At 37.7% G+C, this 20,162-nt stretch carries 22 protein-coding genes, 4 tRNA genes and 1 pseudogene; 16 read left to right on the forward strand and 11 right to left on the reverse strand.

All coding sequences use genetic code 11. The features are described from left to right. Positions 1-66 precede the first annotated feature (66 nt). Positions 67-1,077, reverse strand: coding sequence for an HTH-type transcriptional repressor PurR (purR, locus tag ACPT9C_RS05720; protein ID WP_032824085.1), 1,011 nt, complete (start codon positions 1,075-1,077; stop codon positions 67-69). A gap of 357 nt (positions 1,078-1,434) precedes the next feature. Here purR and dapD point away from each other — a divergent pair, with 357 nt between their 5' ends. Further along, positions 1,435-2,262, forward strand: coding sequence for a 2,3,4,5-tetrahydropyridine-2,6-dicarboxylate N-succinyltransferase (gene dapD, locus ACPT9C_RS05725; protein WP_118879922.1), 828 nt, complete (start codon positions 1,435-1,437; stop codon positions 2,260-2,262). A gap of 59 nt (positions 2,263-2,321) precedes the next feature. Here dapD and purA read toward each other — a convergent pair whose 3' ends face one another. Together purA and lysC are read right to left on the reverse strand one after the other, a co-directional pair. Then, positions 2,322-3,620, reverse strand: coding sequence for an adenylosuccinate synthase (gene purA / locus ACPT9C_RS05730; RefSeq protein ID WP_111688999.1), 1,299 nt, complete (start codon positions 3,618-3,620; stop codon positions 2,322-2,324). Between the two features lie 129 nt (positions 3,621-3,749). After that, a complete protein-coding gene (gene lysC, locus ACPT9C_RS05735; protein ID WP_061671234.1) occupies positions 3,750-5,102 on the reverse strand; it encodes a lysine-sensitive aspartokinase 3 in 1,353 nt (450 codons plus the stop codon). Between the two features lie 305 nt (positions 5,103-5,407). Here lysC and ACPT9C_RS05740 point away from each other — a divergent pair. From ACPT9C_RS05740 to ACPT9C_RS05760, 5 genes are all read left to right on the forward strand, one after another. Then, a tRNA-Met gene (locus ACPT9C_RS05740) sits at positions 5,408-5,484 on the forward strand. Between the two features lie 5 nt (positions 5,485-5,489). After that, a tRNA-Leu gene (locus ACPT9C_RS05745) sits at positions 5,490-5,574 on the forward strand. Between the two features lie 28 nt (positions 5,575-5,602). Then, positions 5,603-5,677, forward strand: a tRNA-Gln gene (locus tag ACPT9C_RS05750). A gap of 47 nt (positions 5,678-5,724) precedes the next feature. Beyond that, a tRNA-Gln gene (locus tag ACPT9C_RS05755) sits at positions 5,725-5,799 on the forward strand. 151 nt (positions 5,800-5,950) lie between these two features. After that, a complete protein-coding gene (locus ACPT9C_RS05760) occupies positions 5,951-6,529 on the forward strand; it encodes a DUF2726 domain-containing protein (protein ID WP_061671233.1) in 579 nt (192 codons plus the stop codon). A 98-nt stretch (positions 6,530-6,627) separates the two neighbouring features. Here the strand turns inward: ACPT9C_RS05760 and rplY are convergent, their stop codons facing one another. After that, a complete protein-coding gene (rplY, locus tag ACPT9C_RS05765) occupies positions 6,628-6,915 on the reverse strand; it encodes a 50S ribosomal protein L25 (protein ID WP_050847556.1) in 288 nt (95 codons plus the stop codon). 213 nt (positions 6,916-7,128) lie between these two features. On the opposite strand from rplY, the gene ACPT9C_RS05770 reads away from it, so the two are divergent. Beyond that, complete coding sequence (locus ACPT9C_RS05770) at positions 7,129-7,734, forward strand: DedA family protein (RefSeq protein WP_005660522.1); 606 nt, start codon at positions 7,129-7,131, stop codon at positions 7,732-7,734. A gap of 46 nt (positions 7,735-7,780) precedes the next feature. On the opposite strand, the gene ACPT9C_RS05775 is transcribed toward ACPT9C_RS05770, so the two are convergent. Continuing rightward, the gene (locus ACPT9C_RS05775) at positions 7,781-8,185 is read right to left on the reverse strand and encodes a YhcB family protein (RefSeq protein ID WP_114934815.1); all 405 of its coding nucleotides are present in this window, start codon (positions 8,183-8,185) and stop codon (positions 7,781-7,783) included. A gap of 28 nt (positions 8,186-8,213) precedes the next feature. Then, positions 8,214-8,564 (reverse strand): RidA family protein, encoded by a 351-nt coding sequence (locus ACPT9C_RS05780; protein ID WP_005660525.1) that lies wholly within the window; start codon positions 8,562-8,564, stop codon positions 8,214-8,216. A gap of 111 nt (positions 8,565-8,675) precedes the next feature. Here ACPT9C_RS05780 and ACPT9C_RS05785 point away from each other — a divergent pair, with 111 nt between their 5' ends. Continuing rightward, positions 8,676-9,392, forward strand: coding sequence for a YwiC-like family protein (locus ACPT9C_RS05785; RefSeq protein ID WP_061671231.1), 717 nt, complete (start codon positions 8,676-8,678; stop codon positions 9,390-9,392). Next, positions 9,393-9,935 carry a tetratricopeptide repeat protein gene (locus ACPT9C_RS05790; protein ID WP_061671230.1) on the forward strand — a complete coding sequence of 181 codons (543 nt, stop codon included), beginning with the start codon at positions 9,393-9,395 and terminating at the stop codon, positions 9,933-9,935. Between the two features lie 13 nt (positions 9,936-9,948). On the opposite strand, the gene ACPT9C_RS05795 is transcribed toward ACPT9C_RS05790, so the two are convergent. Further along, positions 9,949-10,356: a Cd(II)/Pb(II)-responsive transcriptional regulator gene (locus ACPT9C_RS05795; RefSeq protein ID WP_061671229.1), complete on the reverse strand. Its 408-nt coding sequence runs from the start codon at positions 10,354-10,356 to the stop codon at positions 9,949-9,951. Positions 10,357-10,445: 89 nt separating this feature from the next. On the opposite strand from ACPT9C_RS05795, the gene ACPT9C_RS05800 reads away from it, so the two are divergent. The 6 genes and pseudogenes from ACPT9C_RS05800 to ACPT9C_RS05825 form a co-directional block, all read left to right on the forward strand. Next, positions 10,446-11,129 carry a DUF4198 domain-containing protein gene (locus tag ACPT9C_RS05800; protein WP_061671228.1) on the forward strand — a complete coding sequence of 228 codons (684 nt, stop codon included), beginning with the start codon at positions 10,446-10,448 and terminating at the stop codon, positions 11,127-11,129. 12 nt (positions 11,130-11,141) lie between these two features. Then, positions 11,142-11,627, forward strand: a complete 486-nt coding sequence (locus ACPT9C_RS05805; protein WP_061671227.1) for a hypothetical protein — start codon at positions 11,142-11,144, stop codon at positions 11,625-11,627. Continuing rightward, positions 11,627-12,247, forward strand: coding sequence for a cobalt transporter CbiM (cbiM, locus tag ACPT9C_RS05810; protein WP_061671226.1), 621 nt, complete (start codon positions 11,627-11,629; stop codon positions 12,245-12,247). The genes ACPT9C_RS05805 and cbiM overlap by 1 nt, the downstream gene beginning before the upstream one ends. Then, positions 12,247-12,879, forward strand: a complete 633-nt coding sequence (locus tag ACPT9C_RS05815) for an energy-coupling factor transporter transmembrane component T family protein (protein WP_061671225.1) — start codon at positions 12,247-12,249, stop codon at positions 12,877-12,879. Before cbiM ends, ACPT9C_RS05815 begins: the two co-directional genes overlap by 1 nt. After that, positions 12,880-13,497: an energy-coupling factor ABC transporter ATP-binding protein gene (locus tag ACPT9C_RS05820; RefSeq protein ID WP_061671224.1), complete on the forward strand. Its 618-nt coding sequence runs from the start codon at positions 12,880-12,882 to the stop codon at positions 13,495-13,497. A gap of 6 nt (positions 13,498-13,503) precedes the next feature. Then, positions 13,504-13,635, forward strand: a pseudogene (locus ACPT9C_RS05825) (hydrogenase expression/formation protein HypE); the annotation flags it as partial. 88 nt (positions 13,636-13,723) lie between these two features. On the opposite strand, the gene ACPT9C_RS05830 reads toward ACPT9C_RS05825, so the two are convergent. From ACPT9C_RS05830 to purE, 3 genes are all read right to left on the reverse strand, one after another. Then, positions 13,724-14,914 carry an amino acid aminotransferase gene (locus tag ACPT9C_RS05830; RefSeq protein ID WP_061671223.1) on the reverse strand — a complete coding sequence of 397 codons (1,191 nt, stop codon included), beginning with the start codon at positions 14,912-14,914 and terminating at the stop codon, positions 13,724-13,726. Positions 14,915-15,055: 141 nt separating this feature from the next. Beyond that, a complete protein-coding gene (purK, locus tag ACPT9C_RS05835) occupies positions 15,056-16,144 on the reverse strand; it encodes a 5-(carboxyamino)imidazole ribonucleotide synthase (RefSeq protein ID WP_061671222.1) in 1,089 nt (362 codons plus the stop codon). Positions 16,145-16,212: 68 nt separating this feature from the next. After that, complete coding sequence (purE, locus tag ACPT9C_RS05840) at positions 16,213-16,707, reverse strand: 5-(carboxyamino)imidazole ribonucleotide mutase (protein WP_050949108.1); 495 nt, start codon at positions 16,705-16,707, stop codon at positions 16,213-16,215. Positions 16,708-16,867: 160 nt separating this feature from the next. On the opposite strand from purE, the gene pepN reads away from it, so the two are divergent. After that, positions 16,868-19,477 carry an aminopeptidase N gene (gene pepN, locus ACPT9C_RS05845; RefSeq protein ID WP_050949109.1) on the forward strand — a complete coding sequence of 870 codons (2,610 nt, stop codon included), beginning with the start codon at positions 16,868-16,870 and terminating at the stop codon, positions 19,475-19,477. A gap of 67 nt (positions 19,478-19,544) precedes the next feature. On the opposite strand, the gene ribE is transcribed toward pepN, so the two are convergent. Further along, positions 19,545-20,159, reverse strand: a complete 615-nt coding sequence (gene ribE / locus ACPT9C_RS05850; protein ID WP_006996444.1) for a riboflavin synthase — start codon at positions 20,157-20,159, stop codon at positions 19,545-19,547. Positions 20,160-20,162: the final 3 nt, after the last annotated feature.

Genomic DNA, 20,162 nt, shown 5'->3' on the forward strand with positions numbered 1-20,162 from the left:
AAATAGCTAAAAAAGAACCGCACTTTTTAGGGATTGTTTAAAAAATGCAGTCTATTTTTGCTAAGTTTATAAAATCGATTTAACGGATTTTCGAATGATAAGCTCAGGGGCTATATCAATACGACCATATTGTTGAACGCTTTCATCTTTGTGACTAATTCGTTCTAACAGAATATTTACTGCCTGTCTGCCTAAACGTAGTTTTGATTGATGAATGGTGGTTAATGGTGGTGCGTAGAAACGTGAGGCGTGAATATCATCATAGCCGATAATGGACATATCCTCTGGCACGCGTAAGTCTTTTTCTGTCAGAGCGGAAATTGCACCTAACGCCATCACATCGTTACAACAGAATAGGGCAGTTGGTAATTCCTCTTGAGTCAGTAAACGATTCATACATTCATAGCCATCTTCAGGCTCAAATGCACCTTCTAGTACCCAAGACGGATTGATGGTTAATTTAGCTTCTTCCATTGCTTTTACAAAGCCTTCATAACGCGTTCTTGCGGTAGTTTTATTGAGTTCGCCGCAGATAATCCCGATTTTTTTATGACCGCACTCAATGAGGTGTTTGGTTGCTAAATATCCGCCATCAAAACTATGATCATCAATCACATCGGTATTAGCATTTGGGCCCCAATCCATTACAACCATTGGAATAGTGGAAAATGATGAAAGTAAATCCAATGAATCTTGCGTATATTCAGAACACATTACAAGCAAGCCATCGACCCGTTTTTTTGCCAACATTTCTAAATGATTTTTGACTTTTTCAGGATCATTTTGTGTGTTACATAAGAACAAAGAATAACCTTGTCGATAGCAATGTTCTTCAACAGAATGAATGATTTCGGCAAAATAGGGTGCTTCACTGGTTGTCACAATCATACCAATGGATTTGGTGGTATTGACTTTTAAACTGCGTGCCACAGCACTAGGGGAATAATTAAGTTGTTTAATTGCGGATAACACCGCTTCCTCCGTATCTTTTGCAACGAAACGGGTTTTATTAATTACGTGAGATACGGTTGTGGTGGACACACCAGCCATTTTTGCCACATCTTTAATTGTTGCCATATATTTAAATCCCTAAAAAATTTTTCCTATTATAAAGGTTTGTTGAGAATTTAGTCATCTTTATTGCAAATTTTTTATAAAAAGAAGTGATTTTTTCGTATTATTCTTGCTAGAATGTCTGCGTTATTTTTTATGAGGAGAACAAAATGAGCGATTTTGGTTATGCAATGATTATGGTTGTTTTTAGTATGTCTGTTGTCGTGGGGCTTGCACTTTCAATCTTTTAATCAAATCAACTTTTTATTATCACCGCAGTTTTGTTTCTACAAAGTGCGGTGATTTTTTTCGGTGTTTTGCTTGCCCGTTTAAAATATGGTAAAACTAACGCCGTTTTATTCACAACATATAGGAAGTTCTATGTCAAATTTACAAGCAATTATTGAAGCTGCATTTGAAAAACGTGCAGAAATTACACCAAAAACCGTTGATGCAGAAACGCGCGCGGCAATTGAAGAAGTAATCGAAGGGTTAGATTCTGGAAAATATCGTGTAGCCGAAAAAATTGATGGCGAATGGGTAACACATCAATGGTTAAAAAAAGCGGTATTGCTATCTTTCCGCATTAACGATAACCAAATTATTGATGGCGCAGAAACAAAATATTACGACAAAGTGGCATTAAAATTTGCGGATTACACCGAAGAGCGTTTTGCTGAAGAAGGTTTCCGTGTTGTGCCTTCTGCAACGGTGCGTAAAGGCGCATATATTTCTAAAAACTGCGTATTAATGCCATCTTATGTAAACATTGGTGCTTACGTTGGCGAAGGCACCATGGTGGATACTTGGGCGACAGTAGGCTCTTGTGCGCAAATTGGTAAAAATGTTCATTTATCTGGCGGTGTAGGTATCGGCGGCGTGTTAGAGCCATTACAAGCTAATCCAACCATTATCGGCGATAACTGCTTTATTGGCGCACGTTCAGAAGTGGTTGAGGGTGTTATCGTTGAAGATGGCTGTGTGATTTCAATGGGCGTATTCATCGGTCAATCAACTAAAATTTATGATCGTGAAACAGGAGAAATTCACTACGGCCGTGTACCAGCAGGTTCTGTTGTTGTATCAGGTAGCCTTCCATCAAAATGTGGAAAATATAGCTTATACTGTGCTGTGATCGTGAAAAAAGTGGATACGAAAACTTTAGGTAAAGTTGGCATCAATGAATTATTACGTTCTATTGAAGAATAGTAAAAAAATCATAAAAAAAAGACCGCACTTTTAAAGTGCGGTCTGAAAATCAAAAGAAATTAAGCGGCGAATGGGTCGCGTAAAATCATCGTTTCCACACGATCAGGGCCTGTTGAAAGAATATCAATAGGTACGCCAGTCACTTCTTCAATACGTTTAATATAGTTAATACAGTTTTGTGGCAATTTATTTACATCTGTGATGCGGAAAGTATTTTCTTTCCAACCAGGTAATGTTTCATAAATTGGTTCTACACCTTCCCAATCTTTTGCCGCTAACGGTGCATATTCAACGATTTCGCCATTTGGCATTTTGTAAGCAACGCAGATTTTTACTTCATCAAAACCATCTAACACGTCTAGTTTAGTCATACAGAAACCTGAAATGGAATTGAGTTGGATTGCACGGCGAATTGCAACGGCATCGAACCAACCACAACGACGTGGACGACCTGTTACCGCACCAAACTCGTTACCTTTACGTGCAATCTCAGCACCCACATCATCAAATAATTCCGTTGTGAATGGGCCACCGCCTACACGAGTACAGTAAGCCTTGATGATACCAAGTACATAATCAAGATTGCGTGGGCCAAATCCAGAACCTGTTGCGACACCACCAGCCGTTGTATTTGAGCTAGTGACATACGGATAAGTACCGTGGTCGATATCTAACATTGTGCCTTGCGCACCTTCAAATAAAATATGCTCGCCATTTTTGCGCGCAGTATCAAGAATTGTAGTGATGTCTGCCACCATTCCCGTAATTACATTGGCAATTGTCATTACATCATCTAAGGTTTTTTGATAATCGACAGGTTCAACTTTATAGTAGTTCACTAATTGGAAATTATAGTATTCAAGGATATTTTTGAGTTTTTCGGCAAAAGTTTCTTTGTCGAACAAATCGCCTACGCGTAAACCACGACGAGCCACTTTATCTTCATAAGCAGGACCAATACCGCGACCCGTTGTACCAATAGCTTTTTTGCCAAGGGCTGCTTCGCGTGCGTGATCCATCGCCACATGATAAGGCAAGATTAAAGGACAAGCTTCAGAAATTAATAAACGTTCACGAACTTTAATACCACGGCTTTCAAGTTCGCCCATTTCTTTCATTAATGCTTCAGGCGAAACCACAACGCCATTACCAATTAAGCAAGTTACGTTTGGATGTAACATACCAGATGGAATTAAACGTAATACGGTTTTTTCTCCATTGATAATAAGTGTGTGACCTGCGTTATGACCGCCTTGATAACGAACCACGTACTTTACGCGATCCGTCAAAAGATCAACTATTTTCCCTTTACCTTCATCGCCCCATTGTGCACCTAAGATAACAACGCTTTTTCCCATAATTTCCGCCTTTTATTCGGTTAAATTAGTCAAAATAAACAGCCGTTTACTTTACTCTTTTTCAACTTTAATCTCAATGATATAAAAGAAAAAGTGCGGTGATTTTTCACCGCACTTTAGGTTTAAACTTCATTCAAATAAGGATTTGTGTAATGAGCGTACAATTTCATCAGAATGTTCACTTTGTACTAACATACAAACATTGTTGGTACTTGCCCCATAACTAATCATTCGCACATTATAAGATTGAACAGTATCAAAAATACGTTTTGCCACACCTGAAGTAATATGCAGGTCATTACCGATTAATGCAACTAATGATAATCCTGTATCGACTTTTACTGAACAGTATTGACGAAGTTCATCTAATAATTCGGTTGAAAGTAATTCCGCACCTGAAGATGCAGAGCCTGTTTTATCTAATGTTAATGCAATGCTGACTTCTGACGTAGTAATGGTATCTACTGAAATTTTATGTTTAGCTAAAATGTTAAATACATTTGCTAAGAAACCTTGCGCGTGCAACATACTTAAGCTCGAAAGAGTGAGTAAAGTTTGATCTCGGCGTAATGCAATTGCACGGAAAGTTGGACGCGGTTGAGGATCACGAGTAACCCAAGTTCCGCCCGCTTCAGGTGCTTTACTTGAACCCACATAAACAGGGATATTGCTGCGTACGGCAGGGAGCAATGTGGCTGGATGTAGCACTTTAGCCCCAAAGGTTGCCATTTCAGCAGCTTCAGCAAAGCTCATTGTGTCGATGCGTTGTGCTGTCGGAACAATGCGTGGATCGGTTGTATAAATGCCTGCTACATCAGTCCAAATTAAAACGTCTTTTGCATTTAATACTTCGGCTAATAAAGCAGCAGAGTAGTCGCTACCGCCACGGCCTAATGTGGTTGTTTTACCGCTTGGTTCACGTCCGATAAAACCTTGGGTAATAACTAATTCGCCGCGGTCTATTAATGGTTTTAAAATGCTATCGCTGTTTGATTGAGTTTGTTCATCATTTGGCGCAGCTTTACCAAAATGGTTATTGGTTGCAACAATTGTACGCACATCAACCCAAGTAGCAGATGCGTTTTGCTCTCGTAAAATCTCAATAAAAATTTGAGTAGACATCATTTCGCCGTGACTAATAAGTTCATCGGTTAATGCGGGGGAGGTTGCAAGACTCGCTGCTTCAGAAAGTGCGGTAATATTTTCAAGATATTTTTCAATAATTGGACGAATACGGCTATCGTCTTTTAATTCATTCAAAATATTCTCTTGAATTTGACGGATTTCGCCAATTAATTTTTCACGTTCTGTCGCTTTTACACCATTTGCTAAAGCCACTAATAAATTTGTTACACCAGCTGATGCAGAAAGCACAACTACGCGTGTATTGGGATCGGCAATGATAATTTTTGCACAAGCTGTCATTGCATCGTGGTTAGCAACGGATGTTCCGCCAAATTTGGCGACCGAGAGATGGGACATAAGGTACTCCTAGATGTTGTGTTTTTTTAGAATAATAGGTATAGAAATAACGATTTCATCATTTTTTGTCAAATAAATTTTAATTAACAATAAATGAACGGATAAAAGAACAATATGATTAGGAAAAATTTGGTCGTTGAGAAAGCCATATAAGTTGTATAAATGAATAAAAAATAAGTGATATGCTTCATTAATAAGCAAACAAACATAAAATTGCTTTTTTTGTAAAAAAGTATTTGACGAGGATCATCAAAATCAGCATAATACGCCCCGCAAAGCCGATATGGTTAAGCAAATTAAGTAATGGCTACATAGCTCAGTTGGTTAGAGCACAACACTCATAATGTTGGGGTCGCAAGTTCGAATCTCGCTGTAGCCACCAAATTTGCGGGACTGGCGAAATTGGTAGACGCACCAGATTTAGGTTCTGGCGCCGAGAGGTATGTGGGTTCAAGTCCCTCGTCCCGCACCATTTATCGCTTTGTAATTCAAATAGTCGTTGGGGTATCGCCAAGCGGTAAGGCACTGGGTTTTGATCTCAGCATTCCTAGGTTCGAATCCTAGTACCCCAGCCATACTATCAAAAAAGTCTTCTTTATATCCAATCAAAGATTTATCTAATTGGGGTATCGCCAAGCGGTAAGGCACTGGGTTTTGATCTCAGCATTCCTAGGTTCGAATCCTAGTACCCCAGCCATATTTTTTAACTCCCATAGTACTAACAAAAGTTAGTTTTTTGTCTTATTTAAGGTTGTTTTTGCGATCCAGATCTCAAACAGGTTTATTTGTAATGTAAAGTAATATTCTATTAATGCTATCTTGTTTTCCTGTTCATTTAGGAGAGCAATATGGAATTTTCTTTACAATACATCATTATTTTCATTTTTGTTATTTTATTTCTCATTGGCTTATTTTCATCTAAATCAAGATCAACTCGTCGTAATGCAAAGAAGAGTCGTCTTTATCTTTCGACAGAAAATAAAATTAATATTGTGAATAAAAATGATCATCTTGATGTCGTCATATTGAGTAAGTATAAAAGAAAAGCCTTGATGAATAAGAGTGAATATCAACTTTTTCTTCGTTTAGAAAAGTTGTTGTCTAAAGGTTATCAAGAGTTCCGTTTATTTACTCAGGTTTCAATGGGAGAGTTTTTAGAATCAATAGATATAGATAAAGAGGCCCATTTTGTGATAAATAGTAAACGAGTAGATTTTTTGATTGTGGATAAGAAAGGCTATGCCGTAATAGTAATTGAATATCAAGGGCAGGGACATTATCAGGATAATGCAGCTAAGCGTGATGCTGTGAAACGGGAGGCTTGTCGAAAGGCTGGGGTGATTTTTTTAGAATTTCAGCCGAACTATGGAAAAGCAGAATTAGAATTTGTTGTTGAAAATTTAAAACGTTATTTGATAAAAAATTAAAGTTTAGATATTTATTGAGAAACAATGAATATGTAAGAAAAAAGCTAAGATGAATGTCTTAGCTTTTTTGTTATTTTATTTAAATGTGTGAACTAGAATTACGAGCGTTTGAAGTCAATGTGAACCAATTTTGGTTTGAATGGGTGACGTTGCATTGCTTGTACTTTAACTGCAACTTCTTTACCACCGATCACTAATGTAATCACTTCAGAATAGAAAGATTCGTGTGCTTGCGCGTTGTTTAATTCATCGTGGTTTAAGATGATTGAAACTGGTTCTTCACTGCCACCATAAACAATTGCAGGGATTTGACCATTGTTACGCAGGCGGCGGCTCGCACCCTTACCTTGCGCAGTACGAACTTCAGCGTTAAATTTAAATGCCATTTTTATGTTCTCTTGAAATTAAATGTTAAAAGAAAGAAAATCGCAGGCGACCCAGCAATTTTCCTAAAAACCGCTCAAAGACAAGCCTTGAGAGCGGTGGATTATAGAATATCCTTATTTTCAAATCAAACTTTTTTCTAGGCTTTTTGATTTGAAAAGATTAAAATGTGAACCAATTTTTTGTCACATCTATTAATAAAAAAGCAGGAACAAATGGAATTTTTGATTGGATTTTTTACTGAATATGGTTATTGGGCTGTTCTTTTTGTTTTAATTATTTGTGGATTTGGTGTACCTATTCCAGAAGATATAACATTAGTTTCAGGTGGTGTCATTGCGGGGCTTTATCCAGAAAATGTCAATTCTCATTTGATGTTGCTAGTTAGTATGATTGGTGTGCTTGTTGGCGATTCCTGTATGTATTGGCTTGGTCGAATTTATGGTACGAAAATTTTACGTTTCCGACCAATACGTAGAATTGTAACATTACAGCGTTTAAGAATGGTGCGTGAAAAATTCAGTCAATATGGAAATCGAGTACTGTTTGTTGCACGATTTTTACCCGGTTTACGCGCTCCAATTTATATGGTCTCAGGCATTACACGCCGTGTAAGTTATGTTCGTTTTGTTTTAATAGATTTCTGTGCTGCGATTATTTCTGTACCCATTTGGGTTTACCTTGGGGAATTAGGGGCTAAAAATTTAGATTGGCTACATGCACAAATTCAAAAAGGTCAAATAGTGATTTATATATTTGTTGGTTTACTTGTAGTATTCTTTTTTTGGAAATGGAAAAAATCTAAAAAATCAGTGCAATAATAGAATAATAAACGGCTAAAAACATTCCTATTTTTAGCCGCACTTTTTAATTTTCTTCTCTCTTTTCTTTAAATAAACCTGATGTGCCTTCAGAATAATCTCTTGGTTGTTCATTTTGAGATTTATCTGTTGCAGTAATCAACTGTTGGGTGAATAAACCTTTGTGATCTTTTTCGCCCAGTAAATTATTGGAGGAGGTTGCGTAGTGGTGATAAAGTTTTTGATAATCCTTAATTAAGGTTTTGAATAATTCAGCACTTTCTGCAAAATGTTTTTCGATTTGCGCCTTTTGTGTATCAAGTTGGTTTTTGACTGTTTTTAATTCAGCTTCTGTTTTAGCTTGATGTTTTACGGAGCCTTTGGTTAAACGCACGGCAATGTAACCAATAAATAATCCAACAATAAAAGCGATACCAATCGCTACCCAAATTTCATTTGTCCAATTTTCCATAATGTTCTCCCATTAATGTGATTAAAAACTAGCAGGTTGCAATAACAACAATTTCAACTTTCCAACGAGGATCCGCTAATTTAGCTTCGACTGTCGCTCGACTTGGTGGGCTAACATGATCGACCCATTCATCCCAAGCTTGATTTAATTGTGCATAATCTTGCATATCTGCCAAGAAAATTTGCGCAGTTAAAATATTGCTTTTATTGGAGCCAATTTCTGCTAACAATTTATCAATTAATCCTAATACTTCTTTGGTTTGTTCGTAGGCATTTTGCTCTATGGTTAGCTCTGGAACTTGCCCTGCAAAATAGGCGAGGTTGTTATGAATTGAAACTTCACTTAAACGTGCATTGGGTAAAATGCGTTGAATTGTCATAGGATTCTCCTTTGGGGTATTTTCTTCTATTCTAAATAGCCTTTACTGCTTTGTAAAATCCTCTTTACTAAGCTAGAATACCTGACAGTTATTCTCAATTATTTAATTATTATGAAATTGCTTATTTCTAATCAGCACGGTGCTATTGTTATGGCATTGGTGCCTTTTATTTACGGTATGTTACTTGCTAATCCAGTATGGGCTCACTTATTTTTACTATTAGGATGGTTTTCGCTTTATTTGATGACTTATCCTTTTTTGAATTTATTTAAAGGTAAAAATCTTGAGTTATACAAAAAATGGTCTGTGATTTATTTTGCTGCCGCAGTGATTTTTGCGATTCCCGCGTTAATTTATAATTGGCAAGTGCTTTATTTTATGTTTGCCATGCTGCCTTTTGTAATAGTAAATATTTACTTTACCAAGAAAAAAGATGAACGTAATTTATGGAATGATTTGGCTGGGATCTTAATTTTTGCTTTAGCTGGAATGGGATCCTATTACTTTTCTGACCGCACTTTTGATGAAAAAATACTTTGGGTGGCGATTTATCCAGCATTATTTTTTATTGGAACAACGCTTTATGTGAAATCTATGATGCGTGAGCGAAAAAATCCACGTTATTTTTGGGCATCAGTGATTTTTCACTTATTATGTGTACTGATTTTTGTGGTTTCGCAACAATTTGTTTTAGCATTAGCTTTTGTCCCTGGATTAGTGCGAGCGGTTTATCTGCCCACTAAAAAGCTCTCTGTTATGCAAGTTGGACTAACCGAATTTGCGATTACTGCTGTGTTTTTTATTTTACTTTTAATAGCAACTTTATAAATGAAACTGAAGTTATTTTTTTACACCGTATTACTTTGTTTTAGTTTGCCTATTTGGGCAATGAAAACCGTTGATGTTACAGCGAGTCCGAAAATGGATGATCAAGCAAGAATGAATTTGGCACAAGAGTTTGCTAATAAACAGCAATGGATCTCTGTTTTCGATATTATGTATCCGATGGCGTTGGAAGGAAATATAACGGCTCAAAGCAATCTTGGTATGTTATATAATCTCGGGCGTGGCACAGCGAGAGATTATGAAAAGGCTTATTGGTGGTTTAGCGAAGCCGCAGAGAAGGGCAGCGTGAAAGGGCTAAATAATCTTGGCGTTATGTATCTGCGTGGCGATTACGTCAAACAAAATACAGAGCAGGCCATTAAGCTTTTTGAACGTACAGCTCGGGCTAAAGATACGGATGCGATGATGATGTTAAGTAATATTTATCGCTCACAAAACCAACCTAAAAAATCATTGGAATGGCTGAAGAAAGCTGCTGAATTAGGTAATCAGGAAGCAAAACAGCGTTTATCTAGCCAGCCATAATCTAAAAGTGCGGTTATTTTAATCGCACAAATTTCACGCCACTATGTTGCAATAGCAATTTCATTGGATCTTCATCATTCGAGACTGCTTTCTCACGTAATTCAATTAATTTCATCCGTAAATGGGCGAGTTCGTGAATCCTTGTCGCCACCTCTTTAATGTGTTTGTCTAACACGCGATTAATTTCTTCTGCTTGTTGTTTGGAGGCGTTTTCTAAATTCAGTAGGGTTTTTATTTCACTTAATGAAATATCTAGATTTCGGCAGTTACAAATAAATGATAAACGTTGCAAGTGTTCTTCATTATATTGGCGAAAATTGCCTGAAGTGCGTTTTGGGGGCGGGATTAAACCTTGTTGTTCATAATAACGAATGGTTTCTACGGTACAGCCTAGGGCTTTAGCAAGCGCTCCAATTTTCATCAATTTCCTTAAAAAATGACTTGATTCTAAAGTTACTTCATATTTTATCATACGCCTAAATTTTCTTAAACAAACAAGGAGTATCCAAAATGGAATTAAAAAAAATCGCCGTGGGATTAACCGCACTTTTAGGTATGTCTGTTGCTAACGCACACAATGTTTGGCTTGAACCTACTTCAGCTAAAAATGAATACGTAGTGAAATTTGGACACGAACAAACTGAAACCTATCCAGAATCTAAACTTAAATCTATCCAAGCCTTAAATGCGCAAGGAAAATTAACTGCTGTTGATTACCAATTCAGAAATGGCGAAGCCTATCTTATGCCTAAATCTGATTTAGTATTCATTCATTTCGATAATGGTGTATGGTCAAAACTACCAAGCGGTAAATACGTTGAAAAAACAAAACGTGAAGAACCAACTGCTGAATTTAGTACCAATCCTGTTAAATTTGGTAAAGCGATTTTGAAATGGGATGCTGAATCTTTCAAATCTCATCAACAAGCTTACGAATTGATTCCTCAAGAAAAACCACAAGCGAACAAACCACTTTCTATCCTTGTTTTACATAATGGTAAACCCGTTCAAGGGATTAAAGTAGGTGTAAGTGAAGATGCACCGTTCAATTTAACCAATGAAAAAGGTATCGCTCAATTTACGCCAACTAAAGGCTTCAACAAAGTATGGGCAGAGTTTGAGGAAAAAGTAACAAATAATGCGGATTACGATCGTCGCTCTGTGGAATATATGCTAACTTTTGACGCGCAATAATATGGATTTGGGATGAAAAAAATTGTTTTTTTAACCGCACTTTTTGCGGCTTGCTATCTCCCGAATACTTATGCCCATGCGCTTTATGTGTTTGCCCAATATGATGGGCAAACACTCTCTGGCAAATCCTATTATTCTGATATGACCCCTGCAGCTGAAACTTATTTAGAAGTTTTCCGCTCGGGTGTTTCAGATCCTGTTTTAACTGGAAAAACAGACCGCCAAGGCGCATTTAAGCTTTCTATTGCTGATGTGCCACATACCACCTTAAAAGTGGTGGTGGAAGGAGAGGAAGGACACCGTGCGTCTGTTGTTGCGGCTCATACCTCTGCTGAAAATCAAAGCGGTGCAGATTTAATGTTGCTTCGTGAAGATATTGCGCATTTAAAAGATAAAATTTATTTGCATGATATTTTAGGCGGAATTGGTTATATCGTTGGTATTGCTGGACTTATTGCTTTACGTAATGCGCGTAAAATTAAACAAGGACGTATTTAATGCATTTATCTGAAGGCGTGTTACATACGCCTATTTTATTAGCTGGCGTAGTGCTTGCTGTTGTGGGCATTGCCGTGGGGTTGCGTCGTTTAGAATCAGAACGTTTACCGCTCACCGCACTTTTTGCCGCTGCATTTTTTGTGGCTGGAACTATTCATATCCCCGTAGGAATTGGTAGTGTGCATTTAATTCTAAATGGTATGGCTGGTTTATTCCTTGGGTGGGCTGTTTTTCCTGCGTTTCTTATCGCACTTTTATTGCAAGTCATCTTCTTTTCTTTTGGCGGATTTGCAGTGTTAGGCGTCAATCTATGCGTGATGGCAACGCCAGCAGTGATTGCTCATTATCTTTTCCGTTCTCGTTTACAACCAAACATGGCTTTAAAAGATCGCTTATTCGTCGGTATTGGATCTGGCGTAATTGGCGTTGGCGGGGCAGGCGCGCTTGCTTCTTTTGTGCTGATGTTAGATGGTGGAAAAAGTTATCTGAATCTTGTTTGGCTCTTGCTAGTCTCTCATATTCCGGTATTTATTTTGGATAGTATTATCAGCGTAGGAGTGATTACCTTGCTTGGTAAAATGTATCCTGAAGTCATGAATCGTACCGAGAATTTCTCTTAATGAAAATTCATCACTTATTTCAACCGCACTTTAAGTTGATTTATCTATTTATCTGGGGGCTAATCATTAGTGGATTGAGTGATCTCACTTGGCTTATCCTCCTTAATGCACTTGCAGTTTCTCTCTTTTTTATTTCACTGCAGTTCAGTCAAAAATCTTTTTTGCCCTATCTTAAACGTTGGTTTGCTTTAGTTATTTTTATTGCTTTAATGTGGGCGACATTAAGTTGGCAAATTGGCGAAAATGGCATTGAACTCAATTTTCAAGGTATAGAATTAGCAGAAAAATTGAGTTTACGGAATCATTTATTGCTGATTTCTCTTTGGCTCTTTTTGTGGAATATTAATGATGCGGTGCTTGTTCAAGCCATTGGCAAATTGCCTTTGCCAGAAAAATTAATTCAACTTTTTGTGCTGACTGTACGTTACATTGCACTGCTTGGCGAATTGCGTCAAAAAATGGATATTGCTATGCGAGCTCGTGGATTTCGTCCTGGGCTTAATCGCCGAACCCTTTATGTGACCGCTCAAAGTGTCGCTTTATTATTGATTCATGCCCTATTAAAAGCCGAAACGGCGCAAATGGCTTTAAAATGTCGTGGTTTTCAGTTCGGCAAAAAGAGAGAAAAATAAATGTTAGCTGTAAATAATCTTTGTATAGAACGCAATGGTAGAGTGATTATTCAAGATTTGAGTTTTACCTTGGAAGGTCAAAAACGCCTTTTCGTACAAGGGGAAATTGGCTCAGGAAAAACCACTTTACTGCTTGCTTTGTTGGGATTTGTTCCAGTAACCAAGGGGGAAATTAAACTATTTGGCAAAGTTTGTCGTAAAGAAAAAGATTTTGCGCCATTTCGTGGCACGATTGGTATTTGTTTTCAAAATGCGGATGATCAACTTTTTGGCCCAACAGTATTGGATGATATTGCCTTCGGGCCATTAAACCAAAATGTGCCTAGAGAGCAGGCGTATCATATCGCAGAGCAGCAATTAGAACGTCTTGGTATCACACGTTTAAAAGATCGTATGGTACATACCTTATCTGGTGGTGAGAAAAATTTTACCGCACTTGCAGGTGTCTTAGCGATGCAGCCAAAAATCTTATTATTAGATGAACCCACCAATGGATTAGATCGAAAAAATACTGAAAAATTGACCGCACTTTTGCGAGAACTTTCCTTACCCATTTTGATTTCATCCCATCATCATGGATTTATTAACGAATTAGCCACAGAAATTATCAGTTTATGATTTCTATATCCATTAGGTAAAAATGCGGCTGTGATTGGTGAAGTAATAACCGATAAAAAAGTGCGTTTAGTAGGCATTTTTGGACAAAGTCGATTGTTAGATTTACCAACAAATGAACCATTGCCGAGAATTTGTTAATGATTAGATAAAATTAAAGCCTTGATAATCAAGGCTTTAACTATTTATATTTGCTCTATTTTAGGTTAGAGATGATTTCTAACTCTAATTAAAGTACTTTCACGATACTTTCACATAGATAGCGAATATTATCTTCTGTGATTCCAGCTACGTTGATACGACCAGAACGAACAGCGTAAATGGCAAATTCATTTTTTAAACGATCCACTTGTTCCCCTGTTAATCCACTGAAAGAGAACATACCGTTTTGTTCAATGATAAAGCTGAAATCTTGTTCTGCACCATATTCTTTTAATAACTGAACGAATAAGTGACGCATTTTTTTGATGCGTTCACGCATTTCAGTTAATTCATTTTCCCATTCTTGGCGAAGTTGAGCATCATTTAATACTGTTGCTACGGTCGCCCCGCCGTGAGAAGCTGGGTTAGAGTATAGGGTGCGAATAATTGATTTTACTTGGGTTAATGAGGTTGATGCAATTTCTGCATTTTCTGCCACAAGGGTAAATGCACCAACACGTTCATTATATAAACCAAAGTTTTTCGAGAATGAACTCGCCACTAATAATTCTTTGTGGTTTGCTGCAAAAGCACGTAAACCATAAGCATCTTCATCTAATCCGTTGGCTAAACCTTGATAAGCAAAGTCAAAGAGTGGCAACCAACCATTTTTAGCTGAAAGTGCGGCTAATTCTTGCCATTGTTCTGGAGTAGGGTCAATACCAGTCGGATTATGGCAACAACCGTGTAAAAGCACCACATCGCCTTCGCTTGCTTGGCTTAAATCTTCTAATAAGTGTTCCCAATCAAGGGCTTTGCGTTCAGCATCATAATAACGATATTCACGAATGGTCATACCGACAGCATTGAAAATCGCATTGTGGTTTGGCCAAGTTGGTGTGCTGATCCAAACATTTTGTGCTTTAGTTTGGCGTTTAATAAATTCTGCCGCAATGCGTAATGCACCTGTTCCGCCTAAACTTTGTACTGTTCTTGCTCGATTAGATTGGATGACTTCAGAATCTTTACCGAAAAGGAGTGCTTTTGTTTGTTCGTTATAATCCGCAATACCATCGATAGTCAGATAATTCTTGGTTTTTTCCTTATCAAATAATCGTTTTTCGGCTTCTTTTACCGCGCGCATAATTGGGGTTGTGCCTTGCGCATCTTTATAAACGCCAATACCCAAGTTAATTTTATTTTCGCGAGTTTCGGATTTGAATGCTTCGCCTAAGCCTAAGATGGGATCGGCTGGTGCCGCTTTGATATGTTCAAACATAGCTTTTCCTTATGTATGTCAGTTGTGTGGTGGATAATTTTATACTTCAGCCGTTTTATTTTATCAAGAAAGATTTTTATAAAAATTAACCGCACTTTGATATTTTTAAATATTCATCAAAAAGTGCGGTCATTTTTTACATTATTTTAGTTTTTCAATCGCCCAATTTAATCCAGATTGATAATCTTCGGGTAACTCAGAGCGAAGTTTTTCTAATTGTTGAATAATGACCGCTTTATTGGGATGAGAAAGATTGATATGCCCAACCTTACGCCCTGCCCTCACTTCTTTACCGTACCAATGAAGTTGTGCAAAAGGTATATTAAGCCATTTTGGATTATGGTTTGTGCCGATTAAATTTACCATTACACTTGGGGCAAAAATTTGTAAGTCAGGCGTTGGCAAATCAAGTAGCGCACGTAAATGTAATTCAAATTGGCTAATCGAGCATCCTAGTTGTGTCCAATGTCCACTGTTATGTACACGAGGCGCAAGTTCGTTAATCAGTAATTTGTCGCCTACAACAAAACATTCCATTGCCATCACACCCACATAGCCTAATTTATCCATAATTTTGCCGAGCATTGTTTCAGCTTGTTTTTGTTGTGCGGATTGTTCAGGAAATGCATTATCAATCACACTGTAACGCAAAATACCATTTTGTTGCAGGTTATGCGTAACGGGATAAAAACGCTTTTCGCAATTTTTAAGCCTTGCGCCCACAATAGAAACTTCATAATCGAAAGGAATAAATTTTTCTGCGATCACTTCAGCAAATAAGTCATCAGTGATGTCCGCTTTATTTTCATCGCAGATAATCCATTGACCACGCCCATCATATCCGCCTGTTCTACGTTTGACGACGACTTTCTCGCCAACAGTTTGGAAAACATCATTCCATTGCGTTTTATCTTTTAATAAACACCAAGGCGAGGTAGAAAGATTGAGTTCATCAAGTAAGGATTTTTGCGTAAAACGATCGGCTAATAATCCAAATACATGTTGATTAACGAAGTTTTTATGATTGCCGAGTAATTCAGTCAAAGGCGTTTTTTCCCAGCGTTCAATTTCCGCCGTGATGATCGCATTTTCAGGTAAGTCAAAAACTGGCGCATTGAAGGCTAAAGGTTCAACATAAATATCTAAAGGTGCGCCAGCATAACCTAACATTTTGCCGAGTTGTCCGTTGCCAAGTATATAAACCGTTGGGTATAAGGTGGAGTTTTGCATAATATTTCTCGTTAAATTTACGAAAAAACAACCGCACTTTAAAAGTGCGGTCAGATCTAAAGATGTTTTTATGTGCGTGGATCAGGATTGTCCAATACCATATTGGTTTGATTTTCGCGGAATGCTTGTAGGCGAGCGAATAACGCATCATCCCAACCTGCTAGAATTTGTGCCGCTAACAATCCAGCATTTGCCGCGCCTGCAGGGCCAATCGCTAATGTTCCGACTGGAATCCCTTTTGGCATTTGCACAATTGAATAAAGACTATCCACACCACTTAACATAGAACTTTTTACTGGCACCCCCAGCACTGGCACAAGTGTTTTGGCTGCGATCATACCAGGTAAATGTGCCGCACCGCCTGCACCAGCAATAATTACTTTGTAACCATTTTTTTGTGCATTTTCAGCAAATTCAAAAAGTTTATCAGGCGTACGATGAGCAGAGACGATTTCCACATGATAAGGTACTTTTAATTCATCCAAAATCTGAGTTGCCTCTTGCATTGTAGCCCAATCGCTTTTGGAACCCATTACAACGGCAATTTGTGCAGTTTTTGACATGCTATTTTCTCAATTTTTTAATTAAAAACGTGGTGTAGAATAGCATAGATTACATATATCGAGCAAACGTTTGCTAAATGGTTTTTATAGGAAAATACCATTGCAACTTTAAGGATAAAATTTTATCCTAGGCACAATTTTTATAAGAATAGGTCAAATTATGTTAGCCAAAGCAAAATATAGAAAAGATTACAAACAACCAGATTTTACGGTCACTGACATTTATTTAGATTTTCAACTCGATCCTAAACATACCGTGGTAACCGCAACCACAAAATTCCAACGCTTAAATAATGAAGCGACTTCTTTACGTTTAGATGGGCATAGCTTCCAGTTTTCTTCTATTAAATTTAATGGCGAGCCATTTTCTGCGTATCAACAAGATGGCGAGAGTTTAACGCTCGATTTGAAAGGCAAAAGTGCGGAAGAATTTGAGCTTGAAATTGTGACCTTCCTTGTACCAGCTGAAAATACGTCATTACAAGGGCTATATCAGTCTGGCGAAGGTATTTGTACGCAATGTGAGGCGGAAGGTTTCCGTCAAATCACTTATATGCTTGATCGTCCAGATGTATTGGCGCGTTACACAACCAAAATTACGGCAGATAAAATTAAATATCCATTCTTACTTTCTAATGGCAATCGCATTGCAAGTGGCGAATTAGAAGATGGTCGCCATTGGGTGGAATGGAATGATCCATTCCCAAAACCAAGCTATTTATTTGCTTTAGTGGCGGGGGATTTTGATTTATTACAAGATAAATTTATTACTAAAAGTGGCCGTGAAGTTGCGTTAGAGCTTTATGTGGATCGCGGTAATCTTAACCGTGCAACTTGGGCAATGGAAAGTTTGAAAAAAGCGATGAAATGGGATGAAGATCGCTTTAATTTAGAATACGACCTCAATATTTATATGATCGTTGCTGTCGATTTTTTCAATATGGGCGCAATGGAAAACAAAGGATTAAATATCTTTAACTCTAAATTTGTGTTGGCAAATCCACAAACGGCAACCGATGAGGATTATCTTGCCATTGAAAGTGTGATTGCACACGAATATTTCCATAACTGGACAGGTAATCGTGTGACCTGCCGTGATTGGTTTCAATTAAGTTTGAAAGAAGGTTTAACGGTTTTCCGTGATCAAGAATTTTCTTCAGATACAGGTTCGCGTGCGGTGAATCGCATTAATAATGTGAAATTTTTACGCACCGTGCAATTTGCCGAAGATGCAAGCCCAATGTCGCACCCAATTCGCCCTGAAAAAGTGATTGAAATGAATAACTTTTACACGGTGACAGTATATGAAAAAGGGGCAGAAGTCATTCGTATGTTGCATACTTTATTAGGGGAGCAAGGCTTTCAAAAAGGGATGCAACTTTATATTGCTGAAAACGATGGCAAAGCGGCAACCTGTGAAGACTTTGTTTCTGCGATGGAACGTGCAAATAACCTCGATTTAAACCAATTCCGCCGTTGGTATAGCCAATCGGGTACACCAGAATTGTTGATTAGCGATGCTTATGACGAAAAAACACATATTTATCGTTTAACGGTTTCACAATCCACACCGCCAACTGCTGATCAAATGGAAAAAGTGAATTTACATATTCCATTAAAAATCGCGCTTTATGATGCGAACGGCACGAAACAAATGCTACAACATAATGGCGAATTGTTGAGTGATGTATTAAATATTACTGAAAAAGACCAAGTCTTCGAGTTTCACGGCATTTATGGTCGCCCAATTCCCGCATTGCTATGTGATTTTTCTGCGCCAGTAAAACTGGATTATGATTATAAAACGGAGCAGTTATTAGGCTTGCTTAAATTTGCAGATAATCAATTTATCCGTTGGGATGCGGCTCAAATGTTATTTACCCAAGAATTGCGTCGTAATGTTGTGCGTTTCCAACAAGGCGAGGCTTTAGAAATTTCGCCTGAAATTTTGACCGCACTTTCTTATGTTCTGAACCATTATGAGAAAGATATTGAATTGGCAACCTTAATTCTCACACTGCCGAAAGAAATGGAGTTTGCAGAAAGTTTTAAAACAATTGATCCTGAGGGCATTTCAGCCGCAAGAGAATTTATGCAAGCGCAAATTGCAGAATCTTTAAAAGATGATTTCTTGTGTGTTTACACCCATATTCGTCTTGATGAATATCAAGTTACACAACAAGACATCGCCTTGCGTGCAATGCGAAATCTTTGCTTAACTTATTTGGCTTATACCAATTTGGGCAACAACCTAGTGCAAAAACACTACAATAATGCGAATAATATGACAGATACCTTAGCCGCATTAAGTGTTGCAACTAAAGCGGCATTACCTTGCAGAGATGCGTTATTAGCTGATTTTGAACAAAAATGGCAGCACGATGGATTAGTAATGGATAAATGGTTTGCATTACAAGCCACTCGCCCAGATGAAAATGTGTTGGAAATTATTCAGTTATTAATGGATCACCCAAGTTTTAACTTTAATAATCCAAACCGTTTACGTGCATTAGTAGGTAGCTTTGCAAATCACAATTTAAAAGCATTTCACAACGTCAGCGGTTCTGGCTATCGTTTCTTAACGGATGTGTTAATCCGTTTAAATGAAAGTAATCCGCAAGTGGCTGCGCGTTTAATCGAGCCATTAATTCGTTTTTCTCGCTTTGATGCTCAACGCCAAACCTTGATGAAACGAGCTTTAGAACGCCTAAGCATTGTAGAAAATCTGTCAAAAGATTTATTTGAAAAAATTGAGAAAGCGTTGCAGTAATACTTGATGATGTGAGAATAGGCTTTATGCCTATTCTCTATTCAATTACCGAATATTTTTAAATGAACTAAAAATTTTTTGACTGCAAATAATTTTCTACCGTATCTACAATGGCTTGCGTTTGAGGATCGATTTCAATATTCACAATATCGCCCACTTTACGTTGCCCCATTAAAGTTCTTTGCAAGGTTTCAGGAATTAAATTCACACAGAATTGTGTGTCTCTTACTTCGCCAATAGTGAGGCTAATGCCATCTACCGCAACAAATCCTTTCGTTAAAATATATTTCATTACATCTGTGCTTGGCAGCTCGAACCAAATTTGTCGGTTATTTTCACTAGCGATAATATCTGAAATTTTTGCGGTGCAATAAATATGACCAGATAATAAATGTCCGCCAATTTCCGTTCCCATTTGCATAGCACGTTCGATATTCACATAATCGCCCACTTTTACTGTGCCGAGATTTGTAATTCTTAAGGTTTCTTGCATCAGATCAAAGCTAACCAGATCGCCGTTAATTTCAGTTACAGTTAAACATACGCCGTTATTTGCTACTGATGCGCCAATTTCCAGATCTTTACGCATTTCAGGTGGTAATTTTACTACTTGTGTTCTAAAATTAGCCTTTTCTTTAATGGAGTGGATAGGGACGGTGCCTTGGACAATTCCAGTAAACATAAT

The organism is Haemophilus sp. HN_Hi16 (assembly GCF_049823435.1).
GTDB classification, from domain to species: Bacteria; Pseudomonadota; Gammaproteobacteria; order Enterobacterales; family Pasteurellaceae; genus Haemophilus; species Haemophilus influenzae_D.